This is a genomic window from Ruegeria sp. AB11, assembly GCF_056536325.1.
On the sequence record NZ_JBQFJO010000001.1, the window covers coordinates 864845 to 890601 of the forward strand.

Below are 25757 nucleotides of genomic sequence, written 5' to 3' on the forward strand. Positions count from 1 at the left end.
CTACGCTCCCTGCGGCTCGACCAGCATCCGACCGCGCATTTCCATGTGCAGCGCGTGGCAGAACCACTGGCAATAGAACCAGTGCACGCCCGGACGGTCGGCAGTGAAGGTGATCGACGCGGTTGCCATCGGTCCGATCTCGAAGGCGATGCCGTAGTTGCCCAGGCAGAAGCCGTGGGTCACGTCGTCCACGTCATCCAGGTTGGTGACGAAGATTGTTACCTCGTCGCCCTGTTTGACGGTGAACTTCTCAAGGCTGAATGTCGGTGCCTGCGAGGTCATGTAGACCCGCACCTTGTTGCCATCCCGGATCGGTTCCTCGGCACCTTCTTCCAGATCGATGCCATCGGCTTCGGCCTGTTTGCGGGCGTCTTCCCAAGTGACGTCGTTGCGGTCCCATACGTTGACCGGGTTGACGATGTCGCTGCGAACGATGATCGAGTCATGCGGTTCGGCAAAGGTCGGCCCGTCGTGAACCACTTTCATCTCGTCGGAAGAGATGTCGATCAGCTGTTCGTTTTCAGGCTTCAGCGGACCCACATTCAGGAAGCGGTCTTTTGAGAACTTGTTCATCGAAATCAGCCACTTGCCGTCGGCATCCTTGGTTTCACCCATGGAAGTCGAGTTGTGGCCCGGCTGATAATGCACATCGACCTTCGAGATGATCGGATCGACATCCTCACCCGCATAGGCGCGGATCGCCTTATCCATGTTCCACTTCACGATCTGACTGTCGAGGAACAGCGTGGTGAACGCGTTGCCCTGACCGTCATACGCGGTGTGAAGCGGGCCAAGACCCAGCTGCGGCTCACCCACGATGCAGGATCGCGGATCGGCATCGCTTTCGAACAGGGCGTCCAGCTTGGTCACGTCCATGATCGACACGGTGGGCGACAGCTTACCGTTGATGCAGACGTGCTTGCCGTCGGGCGCGGTGTTGATGCCGTGCGGCGAGTTCGGGATCGGAATGTAGCGGGTGTATTTCTTGTTCTGACCCTTACGTCCGTCCAGAACCTTGACGCCTTTCAGTTCCTGATAGTCGCCGGCTTCGATGCCTTTTTCGATTTCCGCGAGGTTGAAAACAACAACGTGATCCAGCTCGTTCTCGGTCATCTCGGCCAGGTTCATACCCATTTCCGAGTTGTACGAGGTCGAATAGGCGTATTTGCCCTGATAGTCGCAGTCGGTGTTGTCGAGGTTCCCCGAAACGATCACCTGCCATGCCACTTCCATGGTATCGCCGTCCAGCGCGGTGAAGATGTTCACGTATTGCGACGGATCGTCCAGCACGGTGCCATCGTTGACCAGCGGAGTTTCATCTTCACCATTGGCAAAGACATAACCGGTGCGCGGGAATTTCTGCGGACGCAGACCGTGGATCGCCTTGGCATTCGGGATCTCGGTGATCTTGTCGCATTTCATCACATCGCAACGCACACGGGCGACACGGGTGTTGGCCTTGTCGTTCATGAACAGGTAACGGCCGTCATAGGTCCCGTCGGTGAACGACATGTGCGGGTGGTGCAGGTCGCCGTTGTCATAGGTTTTCATGCCGCGCTTGGCGAGGAATTCCTTGGTTTCCGGCAGCAGGCCATCGGTCATGATCTTCAGCGACTCGTTGGTCTGGCCCCAGCCGGTGGCCGAGCAGCGGTTGAAAACCGGTACCCGCATCAGCTCGCGCATGGACGGGAAGCCCAGGATGCGCAATTCACCGGTCTGACCCGAGGACCAGAAGCCGTAATATTCGTCCAGCTCTCCGGGCTCCAGGTTGGCATTGGCCGCAGCGCTGGCCTGTTTCGCGGTCATCAGGGTCGAACCCAGACCGGTCCCGGCCAGTACGGCACCGGTGGCGGTTGCCCCCAGCATGCCGCGGCGGGTGATATTCAGTTTGTTGTCTTGTTCCGACATGATCGTTCCTCCTTTTTAGGAAACGGATTGCGGTTTGGCGTTCGGATGGTTCGCCGGTGGTTGCCCGAGGGGGGTCTTGAGGTTGACCGACCCTGTCTTGGCCCGCCGTTTAAGCTGGCGGATAACGACGGGACATTTGTCCTCGGACTGGTAGAGCACCTGACAATGCAGGCAGGTGACGCACTCGTTCGGGTTGATCTCACCAGTTGGGTGGATGGCCTGAACGGGGCATTCGTTGGCGCAGGTCTGGCAAGGGCTGCCGCATTCCTTGTAGCGGCGCAGCCAGTCGAACATGCGAATACGGGCGGGGATCGCCAACGCTCCACCCAGCGGGCAGAGGTAGCGGCAATAGAACCGTTCGATGAACAGCCCGATCCCCAGCAGGGTCAGCGCAAAGACCACAAAGGGCCAGTCGCGCATGAACTTCAGAATGATGGCGGTCTTGAACGGCTCGATCTCGGCATAGGTCTCAGCCAGCGGGATCGAGACAAAGCTGAGCCCGAAGAGTCCGAGGAAGACCATGTATTTCGCCGGCCACAGGCGTTCGTTCAGTCCCCATGGCAGCGTCCATTGTGGCACTTTCAGCGCGCGCGCGATCTTGTTGGTCAGTTCCTGGAGCGCACCAAACGGGCACAGCCAGCCGCAATAGGCCCCGCGTCCCCAGAACAGCAGGGCAGCGGCCACGGCGAACCACTGGATGAAGACCAGCGGATCCAGCAGGAAGGCATCCCAGCTGAAACCGGTGCGCAGGCTGCCCGCCAGAGCCATCAGGTTCACCACGCTCAGCTGTGCGTTGGCGTACCAGCCGATGAAGAACAGGGTCAGGGCCAGGTATCCGATGCGGAACCAGTAAAAGACCCGGGCGTTCATCGTGGCGTGGAACTGGAAGAAAAAGGTTGCAGTCAGCACCAGCAACATGACGCCCAGACCGGCAATCTCGACCGTGCGATCCTTCCAGATGCGTTTCCACAAGGCGGCTTTTGCTGCGGCTTCGCCAGTGGCGTCATCCACAACAGTGGGGGCTGCGACCGGCAACAGATATTGCTCGGGCAGCTTGTAGCCCAGATCGAAGGTCAGGAAGGTTTTTTCGACCGCACCCACGGCCCGTTGCACCAGCAATTGCAGGCGGAACGGCTCGGCGGGGTTGAACTCGGCTTCGGCGGGGATCTTGAAGATATCCAGCTCGGTGAAACTGGGCGCATCCGGGGCGGCAACCCGGCCAAGGCGCTCTTGCTGCTTGTCGAAGAACCGCACCGAATTGTCGCCCTGAATAAGCTGAATCCGGTCGAAGATTCCGCCGCGTACGTAGCCTGAACCCTTGAAGCTGTAGGACCCGCGCCCCAGCACCAGAATGGCCTGTTCGCCCTCGTCCAGCCATTCGACAAGGTTCTGATATTCGGCCTCGCCCAACAGTGATTTGCCGATCGACGGGACCGAGACCAGAGCTACGTGCATGTCGATGAATGTGTCATCCGGCTCGCCCGGTTCAGGGCGTTTGATGGCGCGCTGATCGCCAGTGGCTTCAAAAGCTGCGTTGACCTGACCGACATCCAGTGTCAGCCGCCGTATCGAGCCGTCGCCCGAAAGCGTTGCCCAGTCGTAAACGGCATCCTGTGCCATATCGACTTCGCGTTTCGGCCCGTCTGCCTGTAGCGGAGACAATCCGCCCAGCCCCAGCGCACGCGCCACCTTGATCCCACCACGCACGAGGCTGTCATCGATCACCATGATCGTCACTGTCGCGCCCGAGATAATGTCGAGGTCATGCCCCTCGCCTCCGGTTTCGGCCTCAACCTTCATGTCCAGACCGGCATAGCCTTCGGTCAGCTCAACCATCCTCGAGTTCGGGATGCCGATCAGAACGATGGGTTCCGAGTGTTTGACCAGCTGCACACCGGTCAGCACCGCGTCGTCATCGATGGCGGCAACCACATGGATCGGTTTACCGGAATATCCGGTGGTGCCCACGAAGTCAGAAGTCAGGAAGGCCCAGGCAACGGTCTCGCCGCCCTTCAGGACAGGGGCAACCGGAACGTCATCACGTACCGGCCCGAAGGCATCAGCACCGGGGGCCAGATCGGCGGGTTCAATCTCGGGCAGGAAGCTGGCAAGGCTGTCGGCATGGGCACTGATCGCCATTAGGCAGGACAGGGCAAGGGCCAGCAGGAAATGGATTGCGCGACTTACGACCACGGCGCACCTCCGATACTTAGGGTGGACGCCATGGACGTGCGCGGGGCACGTTCAGTTGTTTCTCGGGTCGTGCATGGGGGCCCTCGGGTCTCAGGCCACAGCCGACCCGAGTTGTACAACACGGAAGATTTGCTGTTCTGAACCTGTACAACACGGAAGATTCCGATTTGCGGCACCTGCGCCAGCTCGGGCACGGGTGCCGCGCTGGTGACCGCGCACAGCGCGCAATCGGCGCATTTGGGGCAGTACGCGGTCGGGTCTTCGGTGTCCTCCTCAAGGTCAACCTCAACCCAGACCGCGCCGCCTTCCGAGCAGATCTCCACCCAGACACTTTCACCGGGACTCGCCAGCGCCGGTCCAAAGGTCTGCAACAAAAGAAGGAGCATGCCCGCCAACCCAGCTGCCGCGCGAACCGCACGGGCAGGGAGATTGTGCAAAGGGACGAGGGCAGGCATGGAGACTCCGACTCGGGAAGCTATGCTGCGTGTTCTAGGGGATTCTCTCGGCGCGATACTTGACTTAGGTCAGGTTCTGGAAACTTTCGATTTTAACATTTGAAATCAACCATCTGCCTCATCCATCAACCCTCGCACCCAACGCCCCGCCAACCACGCGGCAGGTATGCCCAATGGGATCGACCACAGGATCGCGGGCACCGGCCCGATGGCACCAAATCCAGCGCTGTGCAGGATCAGCCCGGCCAGAAACAGGTTGATGGCCACGGTCAGAGCCGTGGCCGGGTAAAGCAGCATGGCTAGCTTCCAGACCGGCCATTTATCCTCAGTGGCTGGTGCCTTCCGAGAAGGTGATTTTGTTCCAGACATTGTACTTCCCAGACGGTTTGCGCATCGGCAGGCGGCGGACCTCTTCCAGCGTCTGCGCGTCATAGACGATCACCGCGCCGTCATCTTCCCAGATTGAAACCAGCGCGTGGCTACCATCCTTGGTGAACTCAACATGCGCCACGGTCTTGCCTGGCGCAGGGCGTAAAGTTTTTACGATTTCAAGGCTTTGCTTATCGATCACATGCATGGCGTCCTTGTTCGGCCCAAAAAACACATCGGCCCAGACGTAAGGTGAATTCTCATGGCTGCGCATGAAAAAGCCGGGCCCTTCGGTCTTGATCCGCTTGACGGTTTCCCATGTCTCCATGTCGATCACCGAGACCGTGCCATCGGTCAGATGCGGCGTCGCCATCACGGTGGAGTCGCCATGTTTCCAGGTAATCCCCGAACCTAGGTGAGGCATCCCGGGCAGGTCCAGATCAGCCACTTTGTGGCCAATCACCAGATCGATCACCTGCCCGCCCTTGCCATCGCGCGAGGCGCCCATGACGTATTCATAGCTCTGATCAAAGAAGAAATCGTCCAGATAATCGGGCGTGGTAATCTTGCGCACCGGGAAGGGATCGGGGTTCTTGAACTGACCCTCAATGCGGAAATCATGCCCCAAACCGGATTGCGGTGGGTTCGCCCCGTAGAATACTTCCCAAATCTCGGGCACGTCTTTCAGCGCGAGAACGAAGCTTTCGCGCGGCGGTGCCTGATAGACCGCCGAGACGCGGCTGGGTTTTCCTTTTTTGCTTTTTACATCAATGACTTTCGCTACAGACAGGTCTTCGGTGGATAGCAGTGTCAGAGAGTTCGGCAAATAGTTCGCCACGGCCACCCACTTGCCGTCTCCTGACATGGCGATGTTGCGGCTGTTCAAGCCCGCACGCACGCGGCCCACCTGTTTCAGCGCCCAGATGTCATATTTCTGCACCCAGCCATCGCGGGACATGATGAAGACATAGCGCCCGTCCGGGCTGAACTTCGGCCCGCCATGCACGGCAAAAGGTGTCTCGAACCGGTCCAGAACCTCGAAAGTATCCCCATCCAGAACGCTGACATGGTGATCGCCGGTCTCAACGGCCAGAGTGATGTTCATAGGATCGCTGCCCCAGACCGGGGCATCGACTGAGATATAATCCTCATCCAGAGTTCGGCTGGCCATGATATCGGCCTCGCCCCATTCGGGATCGGTCTCCAGCGGTGATTTCAGCCACCCTGCCAGCTCCTCGATCTGCAGCGCGTCCAGTTCATACGAAAACGCCGGCATCTGTGTCGCGATACGCCCCTCGGCGATCACAGCGGCCACACGCGGCCCTCGCATCCGTTTCAGCGTTTCGGGAATAAGCGCCGGACCGACCCCACCCAGACGGTTCTCGCCATGGCATGAGGCGCAATGCTCAGCGTAATCAGATGGAGCATCGGCCCATGCGATGCCCGCTAGCAGTAGCGAGCAGAAAGCGCCGATTTTCAGAGTGTCAAAAGAACTGATGCGCCGGATCATGGCTTTTCCCCCGGAACGGCGTGACCTGCAGGCGCTCGCTCGCGCCATCCACGCCGATTTCTTCGTTCGACAGATAGCAGGCCGGATCTTCGGCCCACGGATCACCAGTAAGTTGCAGCGCCCGGATGCGGGTGTTTCCGCCGCAGACGTCCTTTAACTGGCAGGCCCCGCAACGCCCTTTCAAAGGACGCGGACGGGTGCGCAGCATGGCCAGCATCGGGTCGTCACCGGTCCAAAGTTCTGAGAACGATTTGGTCTTCACATTGCCGACTGTGTAATCGGACCAATAAGTGTCGGGATGCACGCGGCCCAGATTGTCGATATTGGCCACGCCCAGCCCGCTGGAGTTCCCGCCCCACGCGGCCAGATGCTCGCGCACATGGGCGGCTTTGTCATCGTCGAAATGCGCCCGGACCCAGTTCAGGAAATACCCCGCATCGGCGTCGTTATTGCCGGTGACGATATCCAGCAGACGACCGCCAGACGCAGCCTCCCACGCACGTTCCAGCAGCAGGTCCAGACCCTTACGGGTGCGCAGGTGCTCGGCATCTTCGCCTCGGTTTTTGTCGCCGCGCCCGGCGTAGACGAGGTGAGACAGATAGAACTTATCGACTCCCTCATCATCGCACAGCTGCAGCAGGTCAGGCAGGTGATGTTGCGTGCCTTCGGTCAGGCAGAACCGCAGGCCCACCTTGATGCCGCGTTTCTTGCATTCGCGCACACCGCGCAGGGCGTCGGCAAAGGCGCCCTCGACACCTCGGAACCAGTCATTCGTGGCCCCGATTCCGTCCAGCGAGATGCCAACATAGTTGAAGCCCACGTCGGCAATCATGTCGGCGGTTTCATCGTAAATCCGCGTGCCGTTGGTCGACAGTGCCAGCATCGGCACCAGATCACGCGCGCGATTGGCGATGTCGAAAAAATCGAACCGGTCTAGCGGTTCCCCACCCGAGAGGATCAGGGCCGGGACGCGAAACTGGCCCAGATCCTCAAGGGTTACCATGGCTTGCTCGTGGCTGAGCTCACCCGGGAACGCGACATCCGCCGAGACGGTATAGCAATGGCGGCATTTCAGATTGCAGCGCCGTGTCAGGTTCCAGATCACAACCGGTTTCACTGGTCCGGGGCGGCGTTTGCGCACCGGGGTCGGTTTCACGAGCTGGTGCATGTATTCGGTCAGGCGGAACATGTCTCAGCCTTTCTTTTTCAGGCGCAGCCCGGTCTTTTTCAGGATGCGCGTGGAATAGAGGATATCTTTGGCCCGGCAGGCATCGCCAAGGATTGCCGTGATCTGGGAGCGCTTGTCCTCGACCTCTTGCGCGTCCGATCCGTGAACCATGGCAAACAGATTGTAGGGCCAGTCGGGCAGGGCGCGCGGGCGTTCATAGCAATGGGTGACGAAGGGTAGCGCACCAATCTGAGCGCCCAATTCAGCGACGCCGTCATCGTCGACATCCCACACAGTCATGCCGTTCGAGGTCATCCCCAGTTTATAGTGGTTGGGGGCGGCCGCGATGCGGCGGATGACACCGCGCGATTTCATATCGGCCAGACGGGACATCAGAGTCTTTTCATCCAGGCCCAAGCCGTCGGCCACCTGGGCGAAGGGGGCGGGCACAAGGGGCAGGCCGCCTTGCAGTGCCTCAATAATCTCTCTGTCTTTTGCGTCGATCATGCTGCCACCCGGAAGCCGATGAAGAATTCCTGAAGTTTGGGGAATTGCAGGACCGCGATCCCGGTTTCCCGTTCGATAGCCTCGGCTGTGGCTGCGATCCCTTCGGGTGTTTCGGTCGCCAGAACGAACCACATGTTCAGCCGATGCGTGCGTTCATAATTATGCGCGACCTCGGGATGCGCATTGACTTTGGTCAGGACGTTTTCGAAATCCTGTGAGGGCACGGCCATGGCGCACAGACAGAAGGCTCCACCCATCGCAGCAGCGTCAAAGAAGGGACCAAAGCGGGTGATTACGCGCGCGTCCTTCATCCGTGCGAGACGGGTCAATAGGTCGGACTCTGCAATCCCCAATTCCTCGGCAATTGCGGCGTAAGGGTGCGAGGTCAGCGGCAGGTCATCCTGCATCCGGTTGAGGATCGCGCGGTCTGTGTCGTCGAGCCTCATGCGGCGGCCTCCTTCGGTTGGATCAATGCACCGGTCTGTTTGAAACAGCGGGTCGAGAACAGTACTTTGCGCTGCGCGCCAAATAGTTCAGGCAGGGCGGCGGCCCCGGCCAAAACCTCCATTGCCTCAGGGCGCGAACGCGCGTGGATCATGGAATAGAGGCGATAGGGCCAGATATCCTCGACCGGGTTGCGCTCATAGCACAGTGTCACACCGGGATGCGCTGCCAGTGCCGGGCCAGCGCTGCTGACCTGCTCGGCCGGCATGTCCCAGACCACCATTGCATTGGCGGACCAGCCTAAAGCGCGGTGGCGTACGATGACGCCCAGGCGAGAGACGATCCCGGCCCGGTGCAAGGCGGCTACGCGATCCATTACGTCTTCTGTGTCGCGGTTCAGGGTCCGAGCCAGCGCAGCATAAGGATCAGAGACCAGCGACAGGCCAGAACTGAGGGCCTGCAACAGGGGTCGGTCGCCCTCTCGCATGGCTGAACGATCCACTTTCCGCGGGCCAGGAGCATTGCGGGTCTCGCCCGACATACGAAAGCCCAGATCAATGTTGAACGGCCGCACCAGCCGCAAATCCAGAACCCGCAGCCCCGAGCGCTGCGAGATCCGGGCGAGCGTGTCGTTCACATGTGCCCGGTCCGGGCCGGTGGCCACGAACCAAAGGTTCCAGTCATCCTCGCGCTGGTAATTGTGGTTCACACCAGGTTCCGCATCAATCAGCGCCGCGACCTCTTCCAGTCGTTCTTCCGGGGCCGCCACAGCCGCCAGCGTACTGGCCGACACCGCCCCGGGTGCAATCGTCGCGCCAACCCGCGTTATGCGTCCGGTTTTGCGCATCCGCGCAAGACGGTCGAGCACTTCTGCCTCTTCCAGCCCAAGCGCGTTGGCCAGAACCAGAAACGGGCGCTCTACGATGGGAAAATCACGCTGGAAATCGTCCAGAAGTCGGCGGTCGATCGGGTCGGTGATATGCTGCATGTCAAAGCCCCGTTTTGTGAGCACGCGCGGTGAAGAAAATGCCCGAGGGGCTGTCGGCTTCAATCTCGCGCAGCTTTTCAAAGGTCTGGGTGTCGTAAACCATGACTTTGTTGGCATCGCGGACGCTGATCCAGACCTCGTGACCGCGTGGGGTGAATTCCATATGCAGCACGGCGGGCCCCGGTTTGAACTCGTGAATGATCTCTTTGCTCACTGAATCAATGACCTGAATTGTATCGTTCAGCGGGTGCGCAAAGTTCACCCAAACCTGTCTTCCGTCGGGGCGGGCCATGGCAAAGACCGGCTGGCCGTGGGTCTGCGTGCGCCCGGTCTCGGTCAGGGTGTCGGAATCGATCCAAAGAACCTCATGATGGCCGACAGCCGGCAGCACGAATTCGCGCCCGGTCAGCGCCCAGCCTTCGAGATGGGGCATCTTGTAGACCGGCATTTCTTCTTGTCCGCGACCATAGTCAGGCAGCACGCGGATGGGTTCGGGATTGTCGGACCACAGGTCCAGCGCGGTCAGGCCGTCCTCGCCGAACAGACCCGTGATATAGGTGCGGCCATTGGCAGTGATCAGCGCGTCATAGGGGTTTTTGCCCATATCGGTGATCTTGGTGATTGCGGGGTCACCCTTGGCGAAATCGGCAATCCAGGTCTCGCCCGTGTCCCACATGGTAAAGACAAACCGACGACCCGGTACATCGACCAGACCGATGGTTTTGCTGTCGGTGGGAATGTCGGCGACCATCTCAAGCGTGTCCGCATCAAAGACCCGTACCCCACCGGGCTCATAGTTCGACACCGCGACCAGTTTGCCGTCATCCGAGATTGCGCCGCCGATGGCGTTGCCCGCCTGGACCACGCGGTTCACGATCTGGCGGGTGACGATATCGACCTTAGTCAACCCTCCATCGCGTCCGAAGACATAGGCAAAGCGTTCATCGGGGGAATAGACCAATGAGGCATGGGAGAGATCGCCAAGCCCTTCGATCCGGGCCAGCGCGGCGCGGTCGGATTGATCCACCAGCAGGACCGAGCCTTTTGCCCGTTCGATCACAAGGCCGAGGTCTCCGGTCGCGATGGGCTCAGCCTGCGCTGTTGTCATCAGCAGGGTGGCGGCAAGGGTGAGGATGAGCTGTTTCATTGTGCCTCCTGTGCCAGCAGATAACGCGCGATCCATTCAGCCTCTTCTTCGCTGATCAAGGGCCGCCATGGGGGCATCGCGGTGTCGGGGATGCCATCGAGAATCACGCCGGTCAGAACATCCGCGTCGTAGTGCTCCAGTGTCTCGGATCTCAGATCAGGGCCGAGACCGCCTTTCAACGACAGCCCATGGCACGAGCCGCAGTCCTGATGGACAAGACGTTTTAGCGCGTTGGGGTCAAGAGTGTCGGCGGCGAAGGCGGATGTGGCCACAAGCACAGCCGTTGTCAGTACAGCGCGCGCGGTCCAACCTGGACCCTTGGCAGCACCATCGGGCAGCGACCGACTGCCCCCTGATCGCCTGGAACCAAACTTAGCCATGTGCCTGCTCCAGAAATTCAGCCACGGGCCGTTCTGCGTATAGCGATACGACCTTGCCGATGATGAACAGCGTCGGTGCTTTCAGATCAGTGTCGCGCACATCCGCTGCCAATCGATCCAGCCGGGATACCATGCGGTGTTCATCCGGTGTGGTGGCTTTGCCAACTGCCAGCACCGGGGTCGAACCGGGCAGGTTCTCGGTCATCAGCCCCATGGCGATCTGGCCGATATTGGCGACGCCCATATAGACGACCAGCGTCGAGTCCGGGTCGGCCAGACGTTTCCAGTCGAGATCCAGCACCTTGTCGGCCTGCCGATGCCCAGTGACATATTGCACCGAGGTCGCCAGACCGCGATGGGTCAGCGGTACGCCGGTGGAACAGGAGGCCCCCTGAGCGGCGGTAATGCCCGGCGCGTATTCGACCGGGATGCCGCTTGCCATCAGATGAGCTGCCTCTTCCGATCCACGCCCAAAGATCATCGGGTCGCCGCCTTTGAGGCGCGCAACGGTGTGACCGGCGCTGGCTTCTTCGACGAGGATTTCGTTGATGCGATCTTGCGGCACCGTATGGCATTTGGGGGCCTTGCCAACCGGGATCAGCCGTGCGCCCTCGGCATGCAAGTTGAGGATATCGGACGAGACCAGACGGTCATAAACAACCACATCCGCCTCTTGCAGCATCCGCAGTGCGCGCAGGGTCATCAGTTCAGGGTCACCAGGGCCTGCGCCAATCAGAAAAACCTTACCGCTCATGTGCAAACTCGCTTGGTCTGAATGTCTTCGGAGCCCGGAATTCCTGCGCGATCAGGGGACGTTGCTGGGTGAGCCGGGCGTGTCATGCGGCCAGACTGGCGCAATCGAAAAGGAACCTCCTTGACTAAAGTTAAGGAGCGCAGGAATTGGTCCCGCGCTCCTCTCTCTCATGCCTGTATGGTGCCTCGGCTCAGGGTTCGACGGTGATCATGCCGATCATGTTCTGCGTTTCCCAATGGGGTCCGCACAAATACTCCTGCGGGCCGGGGGTGAGGAAGGTCAGTTCAACCGTTTCCTCAGGAAACAGCCTGTCGCTTTCGGGTTCGCTGCCGTCTTTCAGCAGGACCGAGTGGCTCGTGCGTTTGTCCACGTTGACCCAGCGCACTGTGGTGCCTGCTTTCACGGTCAGCTCGACCGGGCAGAAGGTGTATTTGTACATCAGCACCACTTCCGCATCCTCAACGGAGGATGAGGGCTGACCAAACAGCTCGGCATAACGCTCTTCGGCTTCAGCACACAGCTCGGCGGTCTCATCCGCCCAGGCAGGTGCGGCCAGAAACAGCAAAGCGGGAAGAAGGTGTTGGGGTTTCATCGTCCAAGTCTCCTCTTCTAAGCGGAAGGGGCCGGTTTGCCCGGCCCCTGTTCCTTATTGTTTGACCACGTTGATGAAGGCGCTGTCGTCATCCAGTGCCAGGTTGGTATCCAGCGTTACGTGGTGGAACCGTGCGGCGGCAAAGTCATCGTGGATAGCAAAGCCGACTGTGTAGGTCTGACCGACCTCCAGCGGCACGTCACCAGGCGCGCCCGAGTTCAGTGGGCGGGTGAAGACCACGGTCCACATGCCCGCGTCGAGGCTGGCCGAGGCGGCGATTTCGCCGTCATTAACCACGCGCTGTTCCAGCAGATAACCGTTGGTGGCGCTGCCGTCTGCATAGACGCGCATCAGGTCCAGATAGGTGCCGTCGGCCAGATACTGCTCGATCTGCTCAGCGGCTTGCAGTTTGTCCCAGCCACCCAGCGCCTTGCCACGACGGCCCTTGATCTCGACCTCGGTCCGGCTTTCGCTGATGTACTTCGTCACCGTGTCCTGCGTGTTCAACCGACCCGAGACATCGCCATTTGCGGCAATCGCCTCGGCACCCGGATCAAAGGGCATATAGCTGTTGTCGGCGTGGCACGAGGCCCAACACCCCACCTGTTCGCCCAGTTCGATCCCAGTGCCGGTGATCATCATGGCAACCTTGATCTGGTTGTCAGGGTCCATTTTGCCACCATCAACGAAAGGTGCGGGATTGTGCCCGGCATCTGGCCACTGCAGTCGGACATAGAGGTTCTGATCATCATGCGCGGCCTGTACGGTCGCATCGATCACGCCCCGTTTGCCGGGGATCGGCGTCGGCTCAAGCTCACCACCTGCGACGATTTTGTTGCCGATGGTATCCAGCTCTTTGGCGTGACAGGTCGTGCACTGGTCACCACCTTTTGTCAGCGGACGAGCGCCTCCGTGGAATTTGCCATTCTGTACCCATTCAAACGAAGCCTGACCGGGGTAGAACAGCTTGAGATCTGTAGCAGCTACCGCGTTCCAATCTATGTCCGAGCCGACATCGCTGCCACCTTCACCACCTGAAGGCGCTGCGGCCTCTTCGCCGCCGGCTTTGGCGCGCTCCTCGGCCACCGCCGCATCCACAGCCGCGGCAATCTGAGCCTGCATGGCTTCATGCTGTGCCTGTTTGGCAGCTTTTTCGGCCTCAGCTTCGGCAGCTTCTTTGGCTTCGATCCGTTCCAGGCTGGCCAGGTATTCCGGCGGTATCTCGCGGATAAAGGACGGGTTCGGGGCCTCTAGCTTTTCCAGATACTCCTCGTCAGCCCGATCCCGGGCGTCCGAGTGTGCAATCCCTTTGTGACAGTCGATACAGGTTTGCCCGACGGTCATCGCATTCAGGTGCTGCTGACGCGCACGGGGTTTTTGGAACTCGGGCATCATCGACTCGAAGTCATGGCAGTTGCGACACTCACGCGAGTCGCTGGACTTCATCCGCTCCCATTCGTTCATCGCCAGGTGCACGCGTTTGGCTTCGAATTTTTCGCGTGTGTTGATGGTGCCGACCATCTTGCCGTACAGCTCTTTCGACGCCTTGATCTTGCGGATGATCTTATGCGTCCAGTCCTTGGGCACGTGGCAGTCGGAACAGACAGCACCTACGCCTGAACGGTTCACGTCGTGGATCGTGCCCGTGTATTCCTCATAGACGAAATCGCGCATCTCGTGGCACGAGATACAGAAATCCTTGGTGTTGGTGGCTTCCATGGCGGTGTTGAACCCGCCCCAGAAGATGATGCCGCCGACAAAAGCTGCGGCAATACCGGCCACGGGCATTCCCCACAGGAAATACCGGCGCCAGATCGGTTTTTTCTTATCCGGTTCGGAGGTCATATCCGGGCTCCGTTTTGGCTTTCTTGTCTGGCCTTTGATGGCAGGCCGGTGAGTTTGGCTGATGGGTCAAACGAGGAAAGGGCGGGCGAGGGGCCCGCCCTTTCCGGTGTTGGTTCTCAAACCGTCAGGTGACGTGGTTCGAACGGTTGTAGACGTTGAACTTACCGGTCGGAGCATAAAGCCCTTCGATGCGGCCGATTTCTTCCAGTGTCTTGGCGTCGAAGATCACGATCTGGCCATTGGGTTCTTTCGAATCCGACAGGTTCCATTTGGAAACCCAGACCTCAGTCCCATCCGCGTTGAATTCGAAGTGAACAGCAGCGCTGCCTTCGTCTTCGGTGATCTGGATGGTTTTCACGATCTCACCGGTCTCTTTCGAGATGACCTGAACAGACTGCTGAATTTCCGGCTCGGGGTGTTTAGTCTGGTCGGCCCAGATGTAGTCCGAGTTCGGGTGGGTACGGACAAACAGGCCGGGGCCGTCTGTTTCCACTTCGTAGCAGGTTTTCCAGGCCTGATCCGGATGACCTTCAGGGTCATTACCCCAGACCGTTACGGTACCAACACCAAGGTGGGTTGTACCAGCCACTGGACCACAGTTCGGGTCGACCCAGTTGGCGCCCGGTCCCGGGTGCGGCAGGGCTGCAGTGTCGATCATCGCTTCCAGCTTGTGGGTCTCGGTGTCGACGACGACCATCTTGTTCGACGCGTTCGCGGCGATCTGGAAGTACCGGCCTGTCGGGTCGAAGAACCCGTCATGCAGGAACTTGGCCGAGTTGATCTTGTCGATCCGCAGGTTGTCCAGGTCGGTATAATCGACCTGCCACAGCTGGCCGAGCTCTTTCACGGCAACGATCCAGGTGGGTTCGTTCGGTGTGGTGTAGATCGCGGCTACGCGGGCTTCTTCCACATACTCGCCGTCTACGTTGGTACCGCGTGTAGAAACGACCTTGACCGGTTCCATGGTCTGCGCGTCAACGATCGCGAAATGCGGCGGCCAGTAGCCGCCACCGATGACGTATTTACCGTCGCCGGAAACGGCAACGTCGCGTGCGTCATAGGCGATTTTGACTTCGGAAACCAACATGTTCTCTGGCTTCTGCCAGAGGTCGATCTTGGTCATCTTGCCGTCGCGGCCCATCGTGTACCAGAAGCGGCCGGGATGCTCAGGCTCAGTGATCGAGTGGTGCTCAGACGCTTTCAGAACGTGTACGGCATAACCGGTCGGGATGTGAGTCAGCACTTCTTTGGTGTCGCCGTCGATAACAGCCACTTTGCCCACGTCACGTTCGATGACGACGAAGAAGTTTTCCCAGTTGCGGCCATGCAGCGGCTCGGTTGGATAGTCGGCCTCTTCCACATAGACCTTGCGGGTCTCTTTCATCTGCTCCAGCGACATTTCCGGCGGCTTGGGGGCCTCCATCATGATGTATGTCGCCATATCCTTGATTTCCTGCTCGGTCATAATGTCCGAGAAGTTGTTCATCCCGCCTTCGGTTCCCCAGGCGATGATCTTTTCAAGGCGCTCCTGACCCAGCTGAAGCGTACCGCCTTCTGTGACGGTGCCGTCTGCTGCAGTTTTTTTCCAGTGTGGTTCCAGGTTCTTACCGGTCGCACCTTTGCGCAGAACGCCGTGACAACCTGCGCATTGTTCAAAATAGAGCTGCTTGGACGACTCAAATGCTTCGTCGCTCAACGTTGGCTCTTCGGCAAATGCTGGCGCGGCGACAGAGCCCAGCAGCATTGCCAAACCGACCCCAAAGGCGCGGCCGGTCTTATCGTAGCTGATTCCAAGTGACATGATCACTCTCCATTTGCGTGGTGAGGCAGGTTGCAGCCTGAAACATTGGCGCCGATCACTCCTTGACGAAAGTCAACGGAAGGGTCGCAAACTGGAAAATGAAGGTCCTGATTAGCCTTTAAATTATGAGAAAAACCTATGTTTTAGGGTCATGTTTCTCCGGGTGCTTGATTTCGGTTAAGTCCGGCGCGAGCCGGTTTTGCTAGACCAAATCCAATAGCCACTAAGGCCGAGGAGAGCAGGCATGCCGGCAATGATCGCGCGGGTACTGGGTGAAGGATTTCGCGTCTTTTTTCTGTCAGCGGGGCTATTCGGTCTATTCGCGGGTGGTGCTTGGGGTGTGTGGCTCACGACTCAGACCGGGTTGGTCGATTACGAAAATCCGACCTATGCCATGAGCCCACCCATGTGGCATGCGCATGAGATGATATTTGGATATGCCACGGCTGCCCTTGGAGGATTTTTACTGACAGCGGTGCCAAACTGGACGGGTACGCCGGAAGCAAGGGTACAGTTTATTGTTATTGCCGCGGGTATCTGGTTGGCCGGACGGATCGCGATGTGGTTCTCCGGGGCTCTGCCGCCGGGTCTGGTCGCTGTCTTCGATCTGGCCTTTGTACCGATTCTGGCGGCAAAGATCGCAAGCCAACTGATCCGACGCCCCAAGCCGCAGAACATGATCTTTCTGTTGTTGCTCAGCTATTTCTGGATTGCCAATCTGCTGACCCATCTTGATTGGATGGGCATTACCGGCGGTACACTGGACATAGGATTGCGTGTAGGATTGCTGACGCTGTGCAGCATGATCGCGATACTTGGTGGACGTATAACGCCAGCTTTCACCCGGAATGCGATGAAGCGCGCAGGCGAGCCGGAAGCCGCGTGGCCGGTATCGGTAGCTGCATTAGACAAAGCCAGCATGGGATTGGCGCTGCTACTACCGCTCAGCGTTTTTCTCTTCGGATTGGGTAAGATAGCGGGTGGCATGGCCGTAGCGCTTGGCATAACCCAAATCCTGCGCATGTCACGGTGGCGCGCGCGCTGGGCCATACGTCAACCGATCTTGGTTGCCCTGCATCTGGGTCTGGGAATGCTGGCACTGGGGCTGGTTTTGTGGGGGGTGGCGGTTCTGGGTATCGGCAGCGAAATCGGCGCGTTGCACGTTCTGGGAATCGGTTGTGTCGGAGGCATGACCCTAGCCGTGATGAGTCGGGCTGCTTTGGGCCATAGCGGCCGCGCACTTGTTGCCCCGCCACCTATGGCAGTCGCCTACGGTCTTATGGCTTCGTCCGCTATTTTGCGCTGGGTTGGTTCAGTGACCGACCAGGGGTATCTGGTCATGATGTTGGTTTCTGACGGTCTGTGGATCAGCGCTATCGTTCTTTACCTGATCACGATGTGGCCTGCTTTGACGGGGCCACGTATTGCTTCCTGACTGTAGGCGCGCCGATGAATCCGTATCAAGACGGTCGGATCAAGGCTCTGTCGTTTTTTTTGTGACGTCGCAGCAATGAGTGGATTTTTCTTCCCTGGCTGGGAATCTGGCGCGCAGCCACAGGTTGATGATCCTGCGAGGCCAGTTCAGGGAAAAGCGCAACAATTTCAGCCAGTGCTTCCGGATGTATAGCCTTTAGCGCCTGTTGCCCGGTGAATAGGCTTTCAGATGGCGCACCTTCGGCCAACACGATCTCATGCCGGTCGAAGAGCATGTGATGGTAGACGAGATTCTGAGCGTCCTCCTCGACAGTAATTCCCGGGATGCCAACAAGCTTGTGGGCTGGAACCAGGACTTCCTCGCTGTCGAACATGCGAATCGCGATGTTCGAACGGATCAGCATGCGGTGCTGGGGTGAGACCAAAAGATCACGACGTGGCAGGCCGCTGCCCAGACTACCGGCAGCGATCCGGATAGGGCGTAATCTGGGTTTGCGAGCCAGTTCAGACGCATCAAGCGTTCGCGATCCAATCCAACGAATAACTTGGGGACCGTGATCCAAGGTGACGACTTTGTCACCAGTGGATAGTGTTTCGATCGCGCGAGGTCCGGTCGGAGTATCTATCAGCGTGCCAGCGCAGAAGCAGGAAACAACGGTATCTACGTCAATATTCGCGCCGTTGTCGACAACCGAGCCAACAGTCAGGGTGGTGTTGAGCGGGGGAATATCACCGATAAAGCCAATGAAATAACCTTGTTCAGCCGTTGGAAAATCGAACTCCCCATCACCGTTTTCATCCCAGTCCATAACACCGATCTGATAGGTGTTGACGCCATCATTTACTTCGATCGTGTAGTCCCAGATAAACACCTCTCCCAAATAGGTCTGGGTCGGGTCGTTCGGGGATTCATTGACGATATTGTCGCCTTCAATAACCGACCCATCCGCACCATCGTCAATCGTGATCTGGCTATATTGGGATATCTGAAACGTGGCCCCAAGCGTCGCAAAGGTCGCTGTGTTGTCTGTCATCGTCGTGTCAGTACGAAAGGCACCGTAGATATTAATTGGCATTGATATTATCCGCCTGGCTTGAGTGGACCGCAGGCCGAAGGGAAAACCCCGACCGACAAAGAATTCTGCAAGAGACTGACCACCCTAAATGCAGTTTTCAAGGTTATTATTCGATTAAAAATATCGGTTTAATGAGGGGATTCTGCCGTTGTTTGGTCAAGATAGATCGTTGTTGGCCTCTGATGACCAAAGATTTGGAATGGGGAACGCTCATCCTCTGCAGTCTTGACTTTCGTTAAGGCAGCTCCACTACCCACGCGGCATTGTCTCCATACTAGCTAATCTGCGCAAAGGAGAGCGCAATGCGAGAAGTCATGACAAAGAGCATGGCTCGCAACATATTCTATGGCGGGTCACTGTTCTTCATCCTCATCTTTCTGGCCCTGTCGGCCCATTCGCACTTGTATATCGTCAACTCCGAGAATTCGGCAAAGCTTGATGAAAGTGTGGTCCGGGGCAAGCATGTCTGGGAAAAACACGCCTGCATCAACTGTCATACTATCATGGGTGAAGGTGCCTACTATGCGCCGGAAGTCGCGAATGTGATGACCCGTTGGGGCGTGCTGGACGACCCGGAATCAGCCTTTGAAGCACTTAAGGGCTGGATGGAAGCACAACCGACCGGCATTCCCGGTCGTCGACAGATGCCCAATTTCAACCTCAGCGACGAAGAGATCCGTGATCTGGCGAACTTCCTGATCTGGACCGACAATATCGACGCTCAGGGCTGGCCGCCCAACGAGGCAGGCTGAGAAAGGGAACGGAGCAATGAAATACGAATCCCAAAAAATAGCCTATGCCTACTTTGCTGTAGCTATGGCCTTGTTCGCGATACAGGTGATCGGCGGCCTTCTGGCCGGTTTCATCTATGTATTCCCGAACTTCCTGAGTGAGCTTCTGCCGTTCAACATCGTGCGGATGCTTCACACCAACTCTTTGATCGTCTGGCTGATCCTTGGCTTCTTTGGAGCGGCCTACTTCCTGATCCCAGAAGAGGCGGAACGTGAAATCCATTCACCCAAGCTGGCTTATCTGCAGCTGATCATTCTTGTGGTCGGCACGCTGGGCGTGGTTGTGACCTATGTCTTCAACCTGTTCGAAGGCAACTGGCTACTGGGCAAAGAGGGGCGCGAGTTCCTTGAGCAACCCAAATGGGTCAAGATGGGTATTGTCGTGGCCGCGTTGATCTTCCTCTACAATGTGTCGATGACCGTTCTGAAGGGCAAGAAGACTGCCATCACCAACATCCTGTTGTTGGGCCTGTGGGGTCTGGCGCTGCTGTTCCTGTTTGCCTTCTACAACCCGGGCAACCTGTCGCTCGACAAACAGTACTGGTGGTATGTCGTCCACCTGTGGGTTGAAGGTGTGTGGGAGCTGATCATGGCCTCGATCCTGGCCTACCTGATGCTCAAGCTGACCGGCGTTGACCGTGAGATCGTCGAGAAATGGCTATATGTCATCGTTGCCGCTGCCCTGTTCTCGGGCATCCTCGGTACAGGTCACCACTATTACTGGATCGGTACCCCCGGGTATTGGCAGTGGATCGGGTCGATCTTCTCAAGCCTCGAGGTGATCCCGTTCTTCGCAATGATGGCCTTTGCGTTCGTCATGGTCTGGAAGGGCCGCCGTGACCACCCCAACAAGGCCGCGCTGTTGTGGTCGCTGGGTTGTGCCACATTGGCCTTCTTCGGCGCCGGTGTCTGGGGCTTCCTGCACACACTGCATGGGGTGAACTACTACACCCACGGCACGCAGATCACCGCAGCGCACGGTCACCTGGCCTTCTATGGTGCCTATGTCTGCCTCAACCTGGCGATCTTCAGCTATGCGATGCCGATCCTCAAGAACCGTGATCCCTATAATCAGGTTCTGAACATGGGCTCGTTCTGGCTGATGACCAGCGGCATGGTCTTCATGACATTCGTCCTGACTTTCGGTGGTACCGTGCAGACTCACATGCAACGTGTGGTCGGTGACTACTTCATGGACGTACAGGACCAGATTGCGATCTTCTACTGGATGCGTCTCGGCTCAGGTGTGGTCGTGGTCCTTGGCGCGCTGCTGTTCATCTACTCGATCTGGGTTCCCCGGAAAGAGGTCATTGAACCTGGCGCAGCTGAAACCCCTGCGGAGTAATGGATATGGACGGCTCCATGAAACTGAATGAGGGGGCGGCAAACGCCCCCTTCTACCTCGCCCAAGGTGATGAATGTGATGTGTTCACCGCCGCTTACAACAACGACCTGCCGGTTCTGCTGAAAGGCCCGACAGGCTGCGGCAAGACCCGCTTTGTGGCCCACATGGCAGCAAAACTTGGCCGCCCGCTTTACACCGTGGCCTGCCACGATGACCTTGCCGCTGCCGACCTGATTGGCCGCTACCTTTTGAAAGGTGGAGAAACCGTCTGGGTCGATGGCCCCCTGACCCGTGCGGTGCGCGAAGGCGCAATCTGCTATCTGGATGAGGTGGTCGAGGCCCGCAAGGACGTGACCGTCGTGCTGCACCCGCTGACTGACGACCGGCGCATCCTGCCGATCGACCGCACCGGCGAAGAACTTGAGGCCGCGCCCGGCTTTATGTTGGTGGCCTCATATAACCCCGGATACCAGAATATCCTGAAAACCCTGAAACCCTCGACCCGGCAGCGGTTTATTTCGCTGGAATTCGACTTCCCATCTCCTGAGATGGAAGCCGAAGTCGTCGCGCAGGAAAGCGGGCTGGCGCTGGAACGCTGCAAGCCCCTGATCCGGTTGGCGAACAAGCTGCGCGGGCTCAAGGGGCAGGACCTTGAGGAAGGCGTTTCCACCCGTCTGGTTGTCTATGCCGCGACGTTGATCGCACAAGGCATGTCAACCGACCGCGCCATCCTCGCCGCTATGATCGAACCTCTGACTGATGACGAGGATATCAAACGCGGGCTCCTCGATCTTGTCACGGCTGTCTTTGGGTGAGGCCGGCCGATGGTCAGGATCGATTTTGAGCCATGGGAACCCGAAGAAACGATCGGGAAACTGTGGCACACCCTTGCCAGCCGCCTTGATGCACCTGAGGTGCATGATGGAGCCGCGGTCGACCTTTCTGAGGTCGCAGGGCGGCTGGCTGTCCTCTTCCGAGGGCTTGGGGGTAGTCCGGGCGTTGAATTGCGCCCGGTCTCACCCGAGGTTTCACGTCACCGTCTAAGCTGGCGTCGCAAGCTGGCAACCGAGGTCGAGCTGATGCCGCGCGCCTCCTTCGATGGCGAAGTTCTGCGCCTACCGGACCGGCTGGCCGTTTTCCCCGCGCGCGAAGCCAATGGCGCGCTTTTTGTCTGGCTGGCCGCTGCTGCCGCCCATGCCGGAACCCGGATTGATGAAGATGACCCTCTGCGCGCTGACCTGCGCGCGTTGATCGCCGCGCAGAGCATGGTCGAGGCTACTTTGGACGACGCCCCCGGCCTGCGCCCACTTTATTACGAGCTTTGCAAGGGTGTGTTGCATCACCGCGACATCCCTGGCCTGCCTCCCGAGGAGGCAGCGGTCGAGGAACTGATTCGTTACATGTTGGGCGATCCCGCACCCCTGTCAGCGCGGGCCGAGCAGCTTCTGACCTTGGATGATGATCTGACCGCCCCACGTGGATATCAGCATCTCCGCCCTGTTCCCCTGTGGCCCGAACTGCGCGCCGTCGGATTTTCCGAACATAACGAGGTCGAAAACCCCGATACTGAAGGTCCACCTGAGGAATCAGGGGAGAAAACCCACCGCGCCCGCCGCCGTAAATCGGATCAGGCCAACCGCAGTGACAGTTTCATCCTGCACAAGTTTGAGGCGATCCTCAGCTGGGCCGAGTTTCTGAACATCAATCGGCGCATCGATGATGACGATCCCGATAACGCCAAGAAAGCCGCCGACGATCAGGAAGAAATCGGTTTGGGGCAGATCTCCAAAGCCCCGCCAACCAAGCTGAAACTGCATCTGGACCTGGCGCCCGAGGACGTGAATCGCGAGCGTCTTTCAGGCCGCATCCTCTATCCTGAATGGGACGTGCGCACGGGGCATTACCTGCCGGATCACGTCAACGTCTTGCTGTCGGATGCCGATATCCGCGAAGACTCGGCTGAATTCGGCAAAGACCCTGCCACCGCCCGCCGCATCCGCGCTGTAAAGCGCCAGTTCGAGGCGCTGCGCCCGGGCCGCGTCATGACCCGCGGCCATCTGGACGGCGATCAACTGGATATCGAGGCCGCCGTGCGTGCCGAAACCGATCGCCACGCCAGCGGTGAAGGCAATGAACGCGTCTGGATGCAATCCCGCCCCGAAGCCCGCGATCTGGCCGTTTCGATTCTACTGGATGTCAGCCGCTCCACCGAAAGCGCCGTGACAGGCCGTGCCGTGATCGACATCGAACGCGAGGCACTGGCCGCGCTGGCCTGGGGTCTGAACGCCTGCGGTGACGATTTTGCCATTCACGCTTTCAGCTCGCTGAAACGCCAACGCGTCTACGTGCAGCGCTGCAAACGGTTCGATGAGCCGATGGGCAGATTGGTAGAACAGCGCATCGCGTCCCTGCGTCCGGGCCACTATACAAGGCTGGGTGCGGCGATCCGCCATTGCTCGGCTGATCTGGCCAGTCAATCGCGCAAACGCAGGTTGCTACTGGTGATCACCGATGGCAAACCCAACGATCTGGACCATTACGAAGGCCGTCACGGTATCGAAGACACACGCCAAGCCATCCGCGAGGCACGCCGCGCCGGGCAATCGGTCTTTGGTGTTACCATCGAGAAAACCGGCAAAAGCTGGTTCCCGCGCATGTTCGGCCAAGGCGGATTTGCGGTCATCCCCGATCCGCACCGCCTGACTATGGCCCTGCCGCAAATCTACCGCCAACTGGTCGGCGCATGAGTGATACCTCTTTGATCGACGAGCTTCCGGGCGAGTTGTTGATGTGGGTTCTGATCATCTCGGAACTGCTGGTATTCAGCGCTGGCCTGATTGCCTTCATAGGCGTTCGGCTGACCGATCCGGCCGGGTTCGCCGAAGCACAATCGCATCTTTATCGTACCGGAGCGGCGCTCAATACGGCGGTGCTGGTCACCTCTGGCTATCTGGCGGCGCAAGCACTGCACTGGCGGCAGATCGCGCGTCGGCTCGCAGCCCGTCTGGCACTGATCGCCGCCGCCGCGCTGGGCGTCGTATTCCTTGTCATCAAGGGCGTGGAATACGCGGGCAAAGCCGCACAAGGGATCACCTACGAGACCCACCCGTTCTTCCTGTTCTACTACCTGCTGACCGGCTTTCACGCCGCTCATGTGCTGGCTGGCGTCGGCATCCTGCTGCTGGTCGCTTGGCGCGATGACCCCCGCAACATTGAGGCAGGTGCGCAGTTCTGGCACATGGTCGATCTGGTCTGGGTCCTGCTTTTCCCCGTGATCTACCTGTTGGGATAATACGGATGCCCGCCGCTTCATCTTTTCCTAAATACGCCCGCCGGAGACTCCCGAATGCGCTCACACGCGCATGGCTAACCCTTCTGATGCTCAGCGTCGCATCTGCACTGCTGACTGTGCTGTCCATCCCGCCTGCCGTTCTGGCCGGCGGCATTCTGATCCTCGCACTGGCGAAATGCCGCGTCATCCTGGCTCGTTATCTTGATCTCGCAAACAGCCCGGCCTGGCTGCGGGGTTTCACCATGGTGACTACAGGATTTGCCATCATCATCTTCGTCCTCTACCTGATCTGACCAAAAAAACGCCGCCTCCGAGGAGACGGCGAAGTGTCACGCAAGGGGGCGCTTCTTAATCACTGGGCGGCCATCGGCATCCGCGCGATCTGGCAGCGTTGCCAGAGGGCAGACAGCGCGCCGACAAGATGGTCGATATCCTCATCGGTATGCACGGGCGACGGCGTGATCCGCAGCCGCTCGGTCCCTTTCGGCACGGTGGGATAGTTGATCGGCTGGATATAGATGCCGAACTCTTCCAGCAGCGTGTCCGAGATGAACTTGCACTTCACCGGATCGCCGACCATCACTGGGATGATATGGCTGGGGTTGGGGATATGGGGGATACCTTCCGCATCCAAACGGGCCCGAACCTGTGCCACGCGGGCTTTCTGCAAGTCGCGTTCAGCATTCGATTGTTTCAGATGCCGGATCGAGGCTGCAGCTCCAGCTGCGATAGAAGGCGGCAGGGCGGTGGTAAAAATGAAGCCGCTGGCGAAGCTGCGCACGAAATCGCACAGCGCAGCAGAGGCAGCGATATATCCACCCACCACACCGAACGCCTTGCCAAGCGTGCCTTCGATCACCGTCAGACGATCCATCAGTCCATCGCGTTCAGCAATGCCACCGCCGCGCGGGCCATAAAGACCGACGGCGTGAACCTCATCCAGATAGGTCATCGCGCCGTATTTGTTGGCCAGATCGCAGATCTCTTTGATGGGGGCGATGTCTCCGTCCATCGAATAGACCGACTCGAATGCGATCATCTTGGGCGCATCTGGATCAGCGGCGGCCAGCTTGGCCTCAAGATCTTCCAGATCGTTGTGTTTCCAGATCACCTTCTGCGCCCGCGAGTGGCGGATGCCCTCGATCATCGAGGCGTGGTTCAGGGCATCCGAGAATACGATCAGGCCAGGGATCTTTGCGGCGAGGGTGCCAAGAGCTGCCCAATTCGAAACATACCCGGAAGTAAACAGAAGCGCGGATTCCTTTCCGTGCAAATCCGCCAGTTCGGCCTCAAGCAGCACGTGATCATGCGTGGTGCCTGATATGTTCCGCGTGCCGCCTGCCCCCGCGCCGCAGCGATCCAATGCGTCATGCATCGCGCCGATCACCGAGGGGTGCTGACCCATGCCGAGATAGTCGTTCGAGCACCAGATCCGCACATTCCGCTGGACCGAGCCATCCGTCTGGCGTGCGTTCGGAAAAGAACCACAACGACGTTGCAAGTCTATGAAAACACGATAATTCCCTTCTTCCCGAAGGTCATTGAGGCTTTGACTGAAATAACGCTCGTAGTCCATGTTACGTGCTCCCCGGAATACTGGCTTTGGGCCGAGAATAGGGCAGCGAACCAACCCGCAACATGACAATAGTCAAGTTTACACAACATAAAACTATGGTGCACAACTGCCGGCTCTGGCATAGCGTGGGACAGGGATGGACCAACCGAGCGCGCGCGCCGGCAGGAAGTAACAGGGGTATT

At 58.9% G+C, this 25757-nt stretch carries 24 protein-coding genes; 7 read left to right on the forward strand and 17 right to left on the reverse strand.

Annotated features, from left to right (window positions below):
• The 15 genes from nosZ to ACR3EJ_RS04495 form a co-directional block, all read right to left on the reverse strand.
• Window positions 1-1908 carry a TAT-dependent nitrous-oxide reductase gene (gene nosZ, locus ACR3EJ_RS04425; protein WP_170542341.1) on the reverse strand — a complete coding sequence of 636 codons (1908 nt, stop codon included), beginning with the start codon at window positions 1906-1908 and terminating at the stop codon, window positions 1-3.
• A gap of 15 nt (window positions 1909-1923) precedes the next feature.
• Window positions 1924-4047, reverse strand: a complete 2124-nt coding sequence (locus ACR3EJ_RS04430; protein WP_480423320.1) for a 4Fe-4S binding protein — start codon at window positions 4045-4047, stop codon at window positions 1924-1926.
• A gap of 44 nt (window positions 4048-4091) precedes the next feature.
• Window positions 4092-4556 (reverse strand): DUF2946 family protein, encoded by a 465-nt coding sequence (locus tag ACR3EJ_RS04435; protein ID WP_170542338.1) that lies wholly within the window; start codon window positions 4554-4556, stop codon window positions 4092-4094.
• Between the two features lie 105 nt (window positions 4557-4661).
• Entirely contained in the window at window positions 4662-4853 is a 192-nt protein-coding gene (locus ACR3EJ_RS04440; RefSeq protein ID WP_480422720.1) for a hypothetical protein, read from the reverse strand.
• A gap of 28 nt (window positions 4854-4881) precedes the next feature.
• The gene (locus ACR3EJ_RS04445) at window positions 4882-6435 is read right to left on the reverse strand and encodes a nitrite reductase (protein ID WP_170542334.1); all 1554 of its coding nucleotides are present in this window, start codon (window positions 6433-6435) and stop codon (window positions 4882-4884) included.
• On the reverse strand, window positions 6410-7624 hold the full coding sequence (nirJ, locus tag ACR3EJ_RS04450) for a heme d1 biosynthesis radical SAM protein NirJ (RefSeq protein WP_170542332.1): 1215 nt from the start codon (window positions 7622-7624) through the stop codon (window positions 6410-6412). The genes ACR3EJ_RS04445 and nirJ overlap by 26 nt, the downstream gene beginning before the upstream one ends.
• Before the next feature lie 3 nt (window positions 7625-7627).
• Entirely contained in the window at window positions 7628-8110 is a 483-nt protein-coding gene (gene ahbB / locus ACR3EJ_RS04455; protein WP_170542330.1) for a siroheme decarboxylase subunit beta, read from the reverse strand.
• A complete protein-coding gene (locus ACR3EJ_RS04460; protein ID WP_170542328.1) occupies window positions 8107-8556 on the reverse strand; it encodes an Lrp/AsnC family transcriptional regulator in 450 nt (149 codons plus the stop codon). The genes ahbB (ACR3EJ_RS04455) and ACR3EJ_RS04460 overlap by 4 nt, the downstream gene beginning before the upstream one ends.
• Window positions 8553-9542, reverse strand: a complete 990-nt coding sequence (gene ahbB / locus ACR3EJ_RS04465) for a siroheme decarboxylase subunit beta (RefSeq protein WP_170542326.1) — start codon at window positions 9540-9542, stop codon at window positions 8553-8555. The genes ACR3EJ_RS04460 and ahbB (ACR3EJ_RS04465) overlap by 4 nt, the downstream gene beginning before the upstream one ends.
• Before the next feature lies 1 nt (window position 9543).
• Window positions 9544-10689, reverse strand: a complete 1146-nt coding sequence (locus ACR3EJ_RS04470) for a cytochrome D1 domain-containing protein (RefSeq protein WP_170542324.1) — start codon at window positions 10687-10689, stop codon at window positions 9544-9546.
• Window positions 10686-11069 carry a c-type cytochrome gene (locus ACR3EJ_RS04475; protein ID WP_319545883.1) on the reverse strand — a complete coding sequence of 128 codons (384 nt, stop codon included), beginning with the start codon at window positions 11067-11069 and terminating at the stop codon, window positions 10686-10688. The genes ACR3EJ_RS04470 and ACR3EJ_RS04475 overlap by 4 nt, the downstream gene beginning before the upstream one ends.
• On the reverse strand, window positions 11062-11823 hold the full coding sequence (gene cobA, locus ACR3EJ_RS04480) for a uroporphyrinogen-III C-methyltransferase (RefSeq protein ID WP_170542322.1): 762 nt from the start codon (window positions 11821-11823) through the stop codon (window positions 11062-11064). Before cobA ends, ACR3EJ_RS04475 begins: the two co-directional genes overlap by 8 nt.
• A 190-nt stretch (window positions 11824-12013) precedes the next feature.
• Entirely contained in the window at window positions 12014-12415 is a 402-nt protein-coding gene (locus ACR3EJ_RS04485; RefSeq protein ID WP_010443104.1) for a cupredoxin domain-containing protein, read from the reverse strand.
• A 54-nt stretch (window positions 12416-12469) separates the two neighbouring features.
• A complete protein-coding gene (locus ACR3EJ_RS04490) occupies window positions 12470-14260 on the reverse strand; it encodes a NapC/NirT family cytochrome c (RefSeq protein ID WP_170542320.1) in 1791 nt (596 codons plus the stop codon).
• 124 nt (window positions 14261-14384) lie between these two features.
• The gene (locus ACR3EJ_RS04495; RefSeq protein ID WP_010443106.1) at window positions 14385-16061 is read right to left on the reverse strand and encodes a cytochrome D1 domain-containing protein; all 1677 of its coding nucleotides are present in this window, start codon (window positions 16059-16061) and stop codon (window positions 14385-14387) included.
• A gap of 244 nt (window positions 16062-16305) precedes the next feature.
• On the opposite strand from ACR3EJ_RS04495, the gene ACR3EJ_RS04500 reads away from it, so the two are divergent.
• A complete protein-coding gene (locus tag ACR3EJ_RS04500) occupies window positions 16306-17496 on the forward strand; it encodes an NnrS family protein (protein WP_170542318.1) in 1191 nt (396 codons plus the stop codon).
• Between the two features lie 25 nt (window positions 17497-17521).
• Here the strand turns inward: ACR3EJ_RS04500 and ACR3EJ_RS04505 are convergent, their stop codons facing one another.
• Window positions 17522-18571 carry a Hint domain-containing protein gene (locus ACR3EJ_RS04505; protein WP_480422725.1) on the reverse strand — a complete coding sequence of 350 codons (1050 nt, stop codon included), beginning with the start codon at window positions 18569-18571 and terminating at the stop codon, window positions 17522-17524.
• A gap of 302 nt (window positions 18572-18873) precedes the next feature.
• On the opposite strand from ACR3EJ_RS04505, the gene ACR3EJ_RS04510 reads away from it, so the two are divergent.
• The 6 genes from ACR3EJ_RS04510 to ACR3EJ_RS04535 are packed head-to-tail and all read left to right on the forward strand — an operon-like array spanning window position 18874 to window position 24292.
• The gene (locus ACR3EJ_RS04510; RefSeq protein WP_010443109.1) at window positions 18874-19323 is read left to right on the forward strand and encodes a c-type cytochrome; all 450 of its coding nucleotides are present in this window, start codon (window positions 18874-18876) and stop codon (window positions 19321-19323) included.
• A gap of 16 nt (window positions 19324-19339) precedes the next feature.
• Window positions 19340-20707 carry a cbb3-type cytochrome c oxidase subunit I gene (locus ACR3EJ_RS04515; RefSeq protein ID WP_170471339.1) on the forward strand — a complete coding sequence of 456 codons (1368 nt, stop codon included), beginning with the start codon at window positions 19340-19342 and terminating at the stop codon, window positions 20705-20707.
• A 5-nt stretch (window positions 20708-20712) separates the two neighbouring features.
• Window positions 20713-21522 (forward strand): CbbQ/NirQ/NorQ/GpvN family protein, encoded by an 810-nt coding sequence (locus tag ACR3EJ_RS04520; protein WP_170587458.1) that lies wholly within the window; start codon window positions 20713-20715, stop codon window positions 21520-21522.
• Window positions 21523-21531: 9 nt separating this feature from the next.
• The gene (locus ACR3EJ_RS04525; protein WP_170542314.1) at window positions 21532-23454 is read left to right on the forward strand and encodes a VWA domain-containing protein; all 1923 of its coding nucleotides are present in this window, start codon (window positions 21532-21534) and stop codon (window positions 23452-23454) included.
• Window positions 23451-23999 carry a cytochrome c oxidase subunit 3 gene (locus tag ACR3EJ_RS04530; protein WP_170542312.1) on the forward strand — a complete coding sequence of 183 codons (549 nt, stop codon included), beginning with the start codon at window positions 23451-23453 and terminating at the stop codon, window positions 23997-23999. Before ACR3EJ_RS04525 ends, ACR3EJ_RS04530 begins: the two co-directional genes overlap by 4 nt.
• A 5-nt stretch (window positions 24000-24004) precedes the next feature.
• A complete protein-coding gene (locus ACR3EJ_RS04535; RefSeq protein WP_480422729.1) occupies window positions 24005-24292 on the forward strand; it encodes a cytochrome C oxidase subunit IV family protein in 288 nt (95 codons plus the stop codon).
• 59 nt (window positions 24293-24351) lie between these two features.
• Here ACR3EJ_RS04535 and hemA read toward each other — a convergent pair whose 3' ends face one another.
• Window positions 24352-25575, reverse strand: coding sequence for a 5-aminolevulinate synthase (hemA, locus tag ACR3EJ_RS04540; RefSeq protein WP_170542310.1), 1224 nt, complete (start codon window positions 25573-25575; stop codon window positions 24352-24354).
• Window positions 25576-25757: the final 182 nt, after the last annotated feature.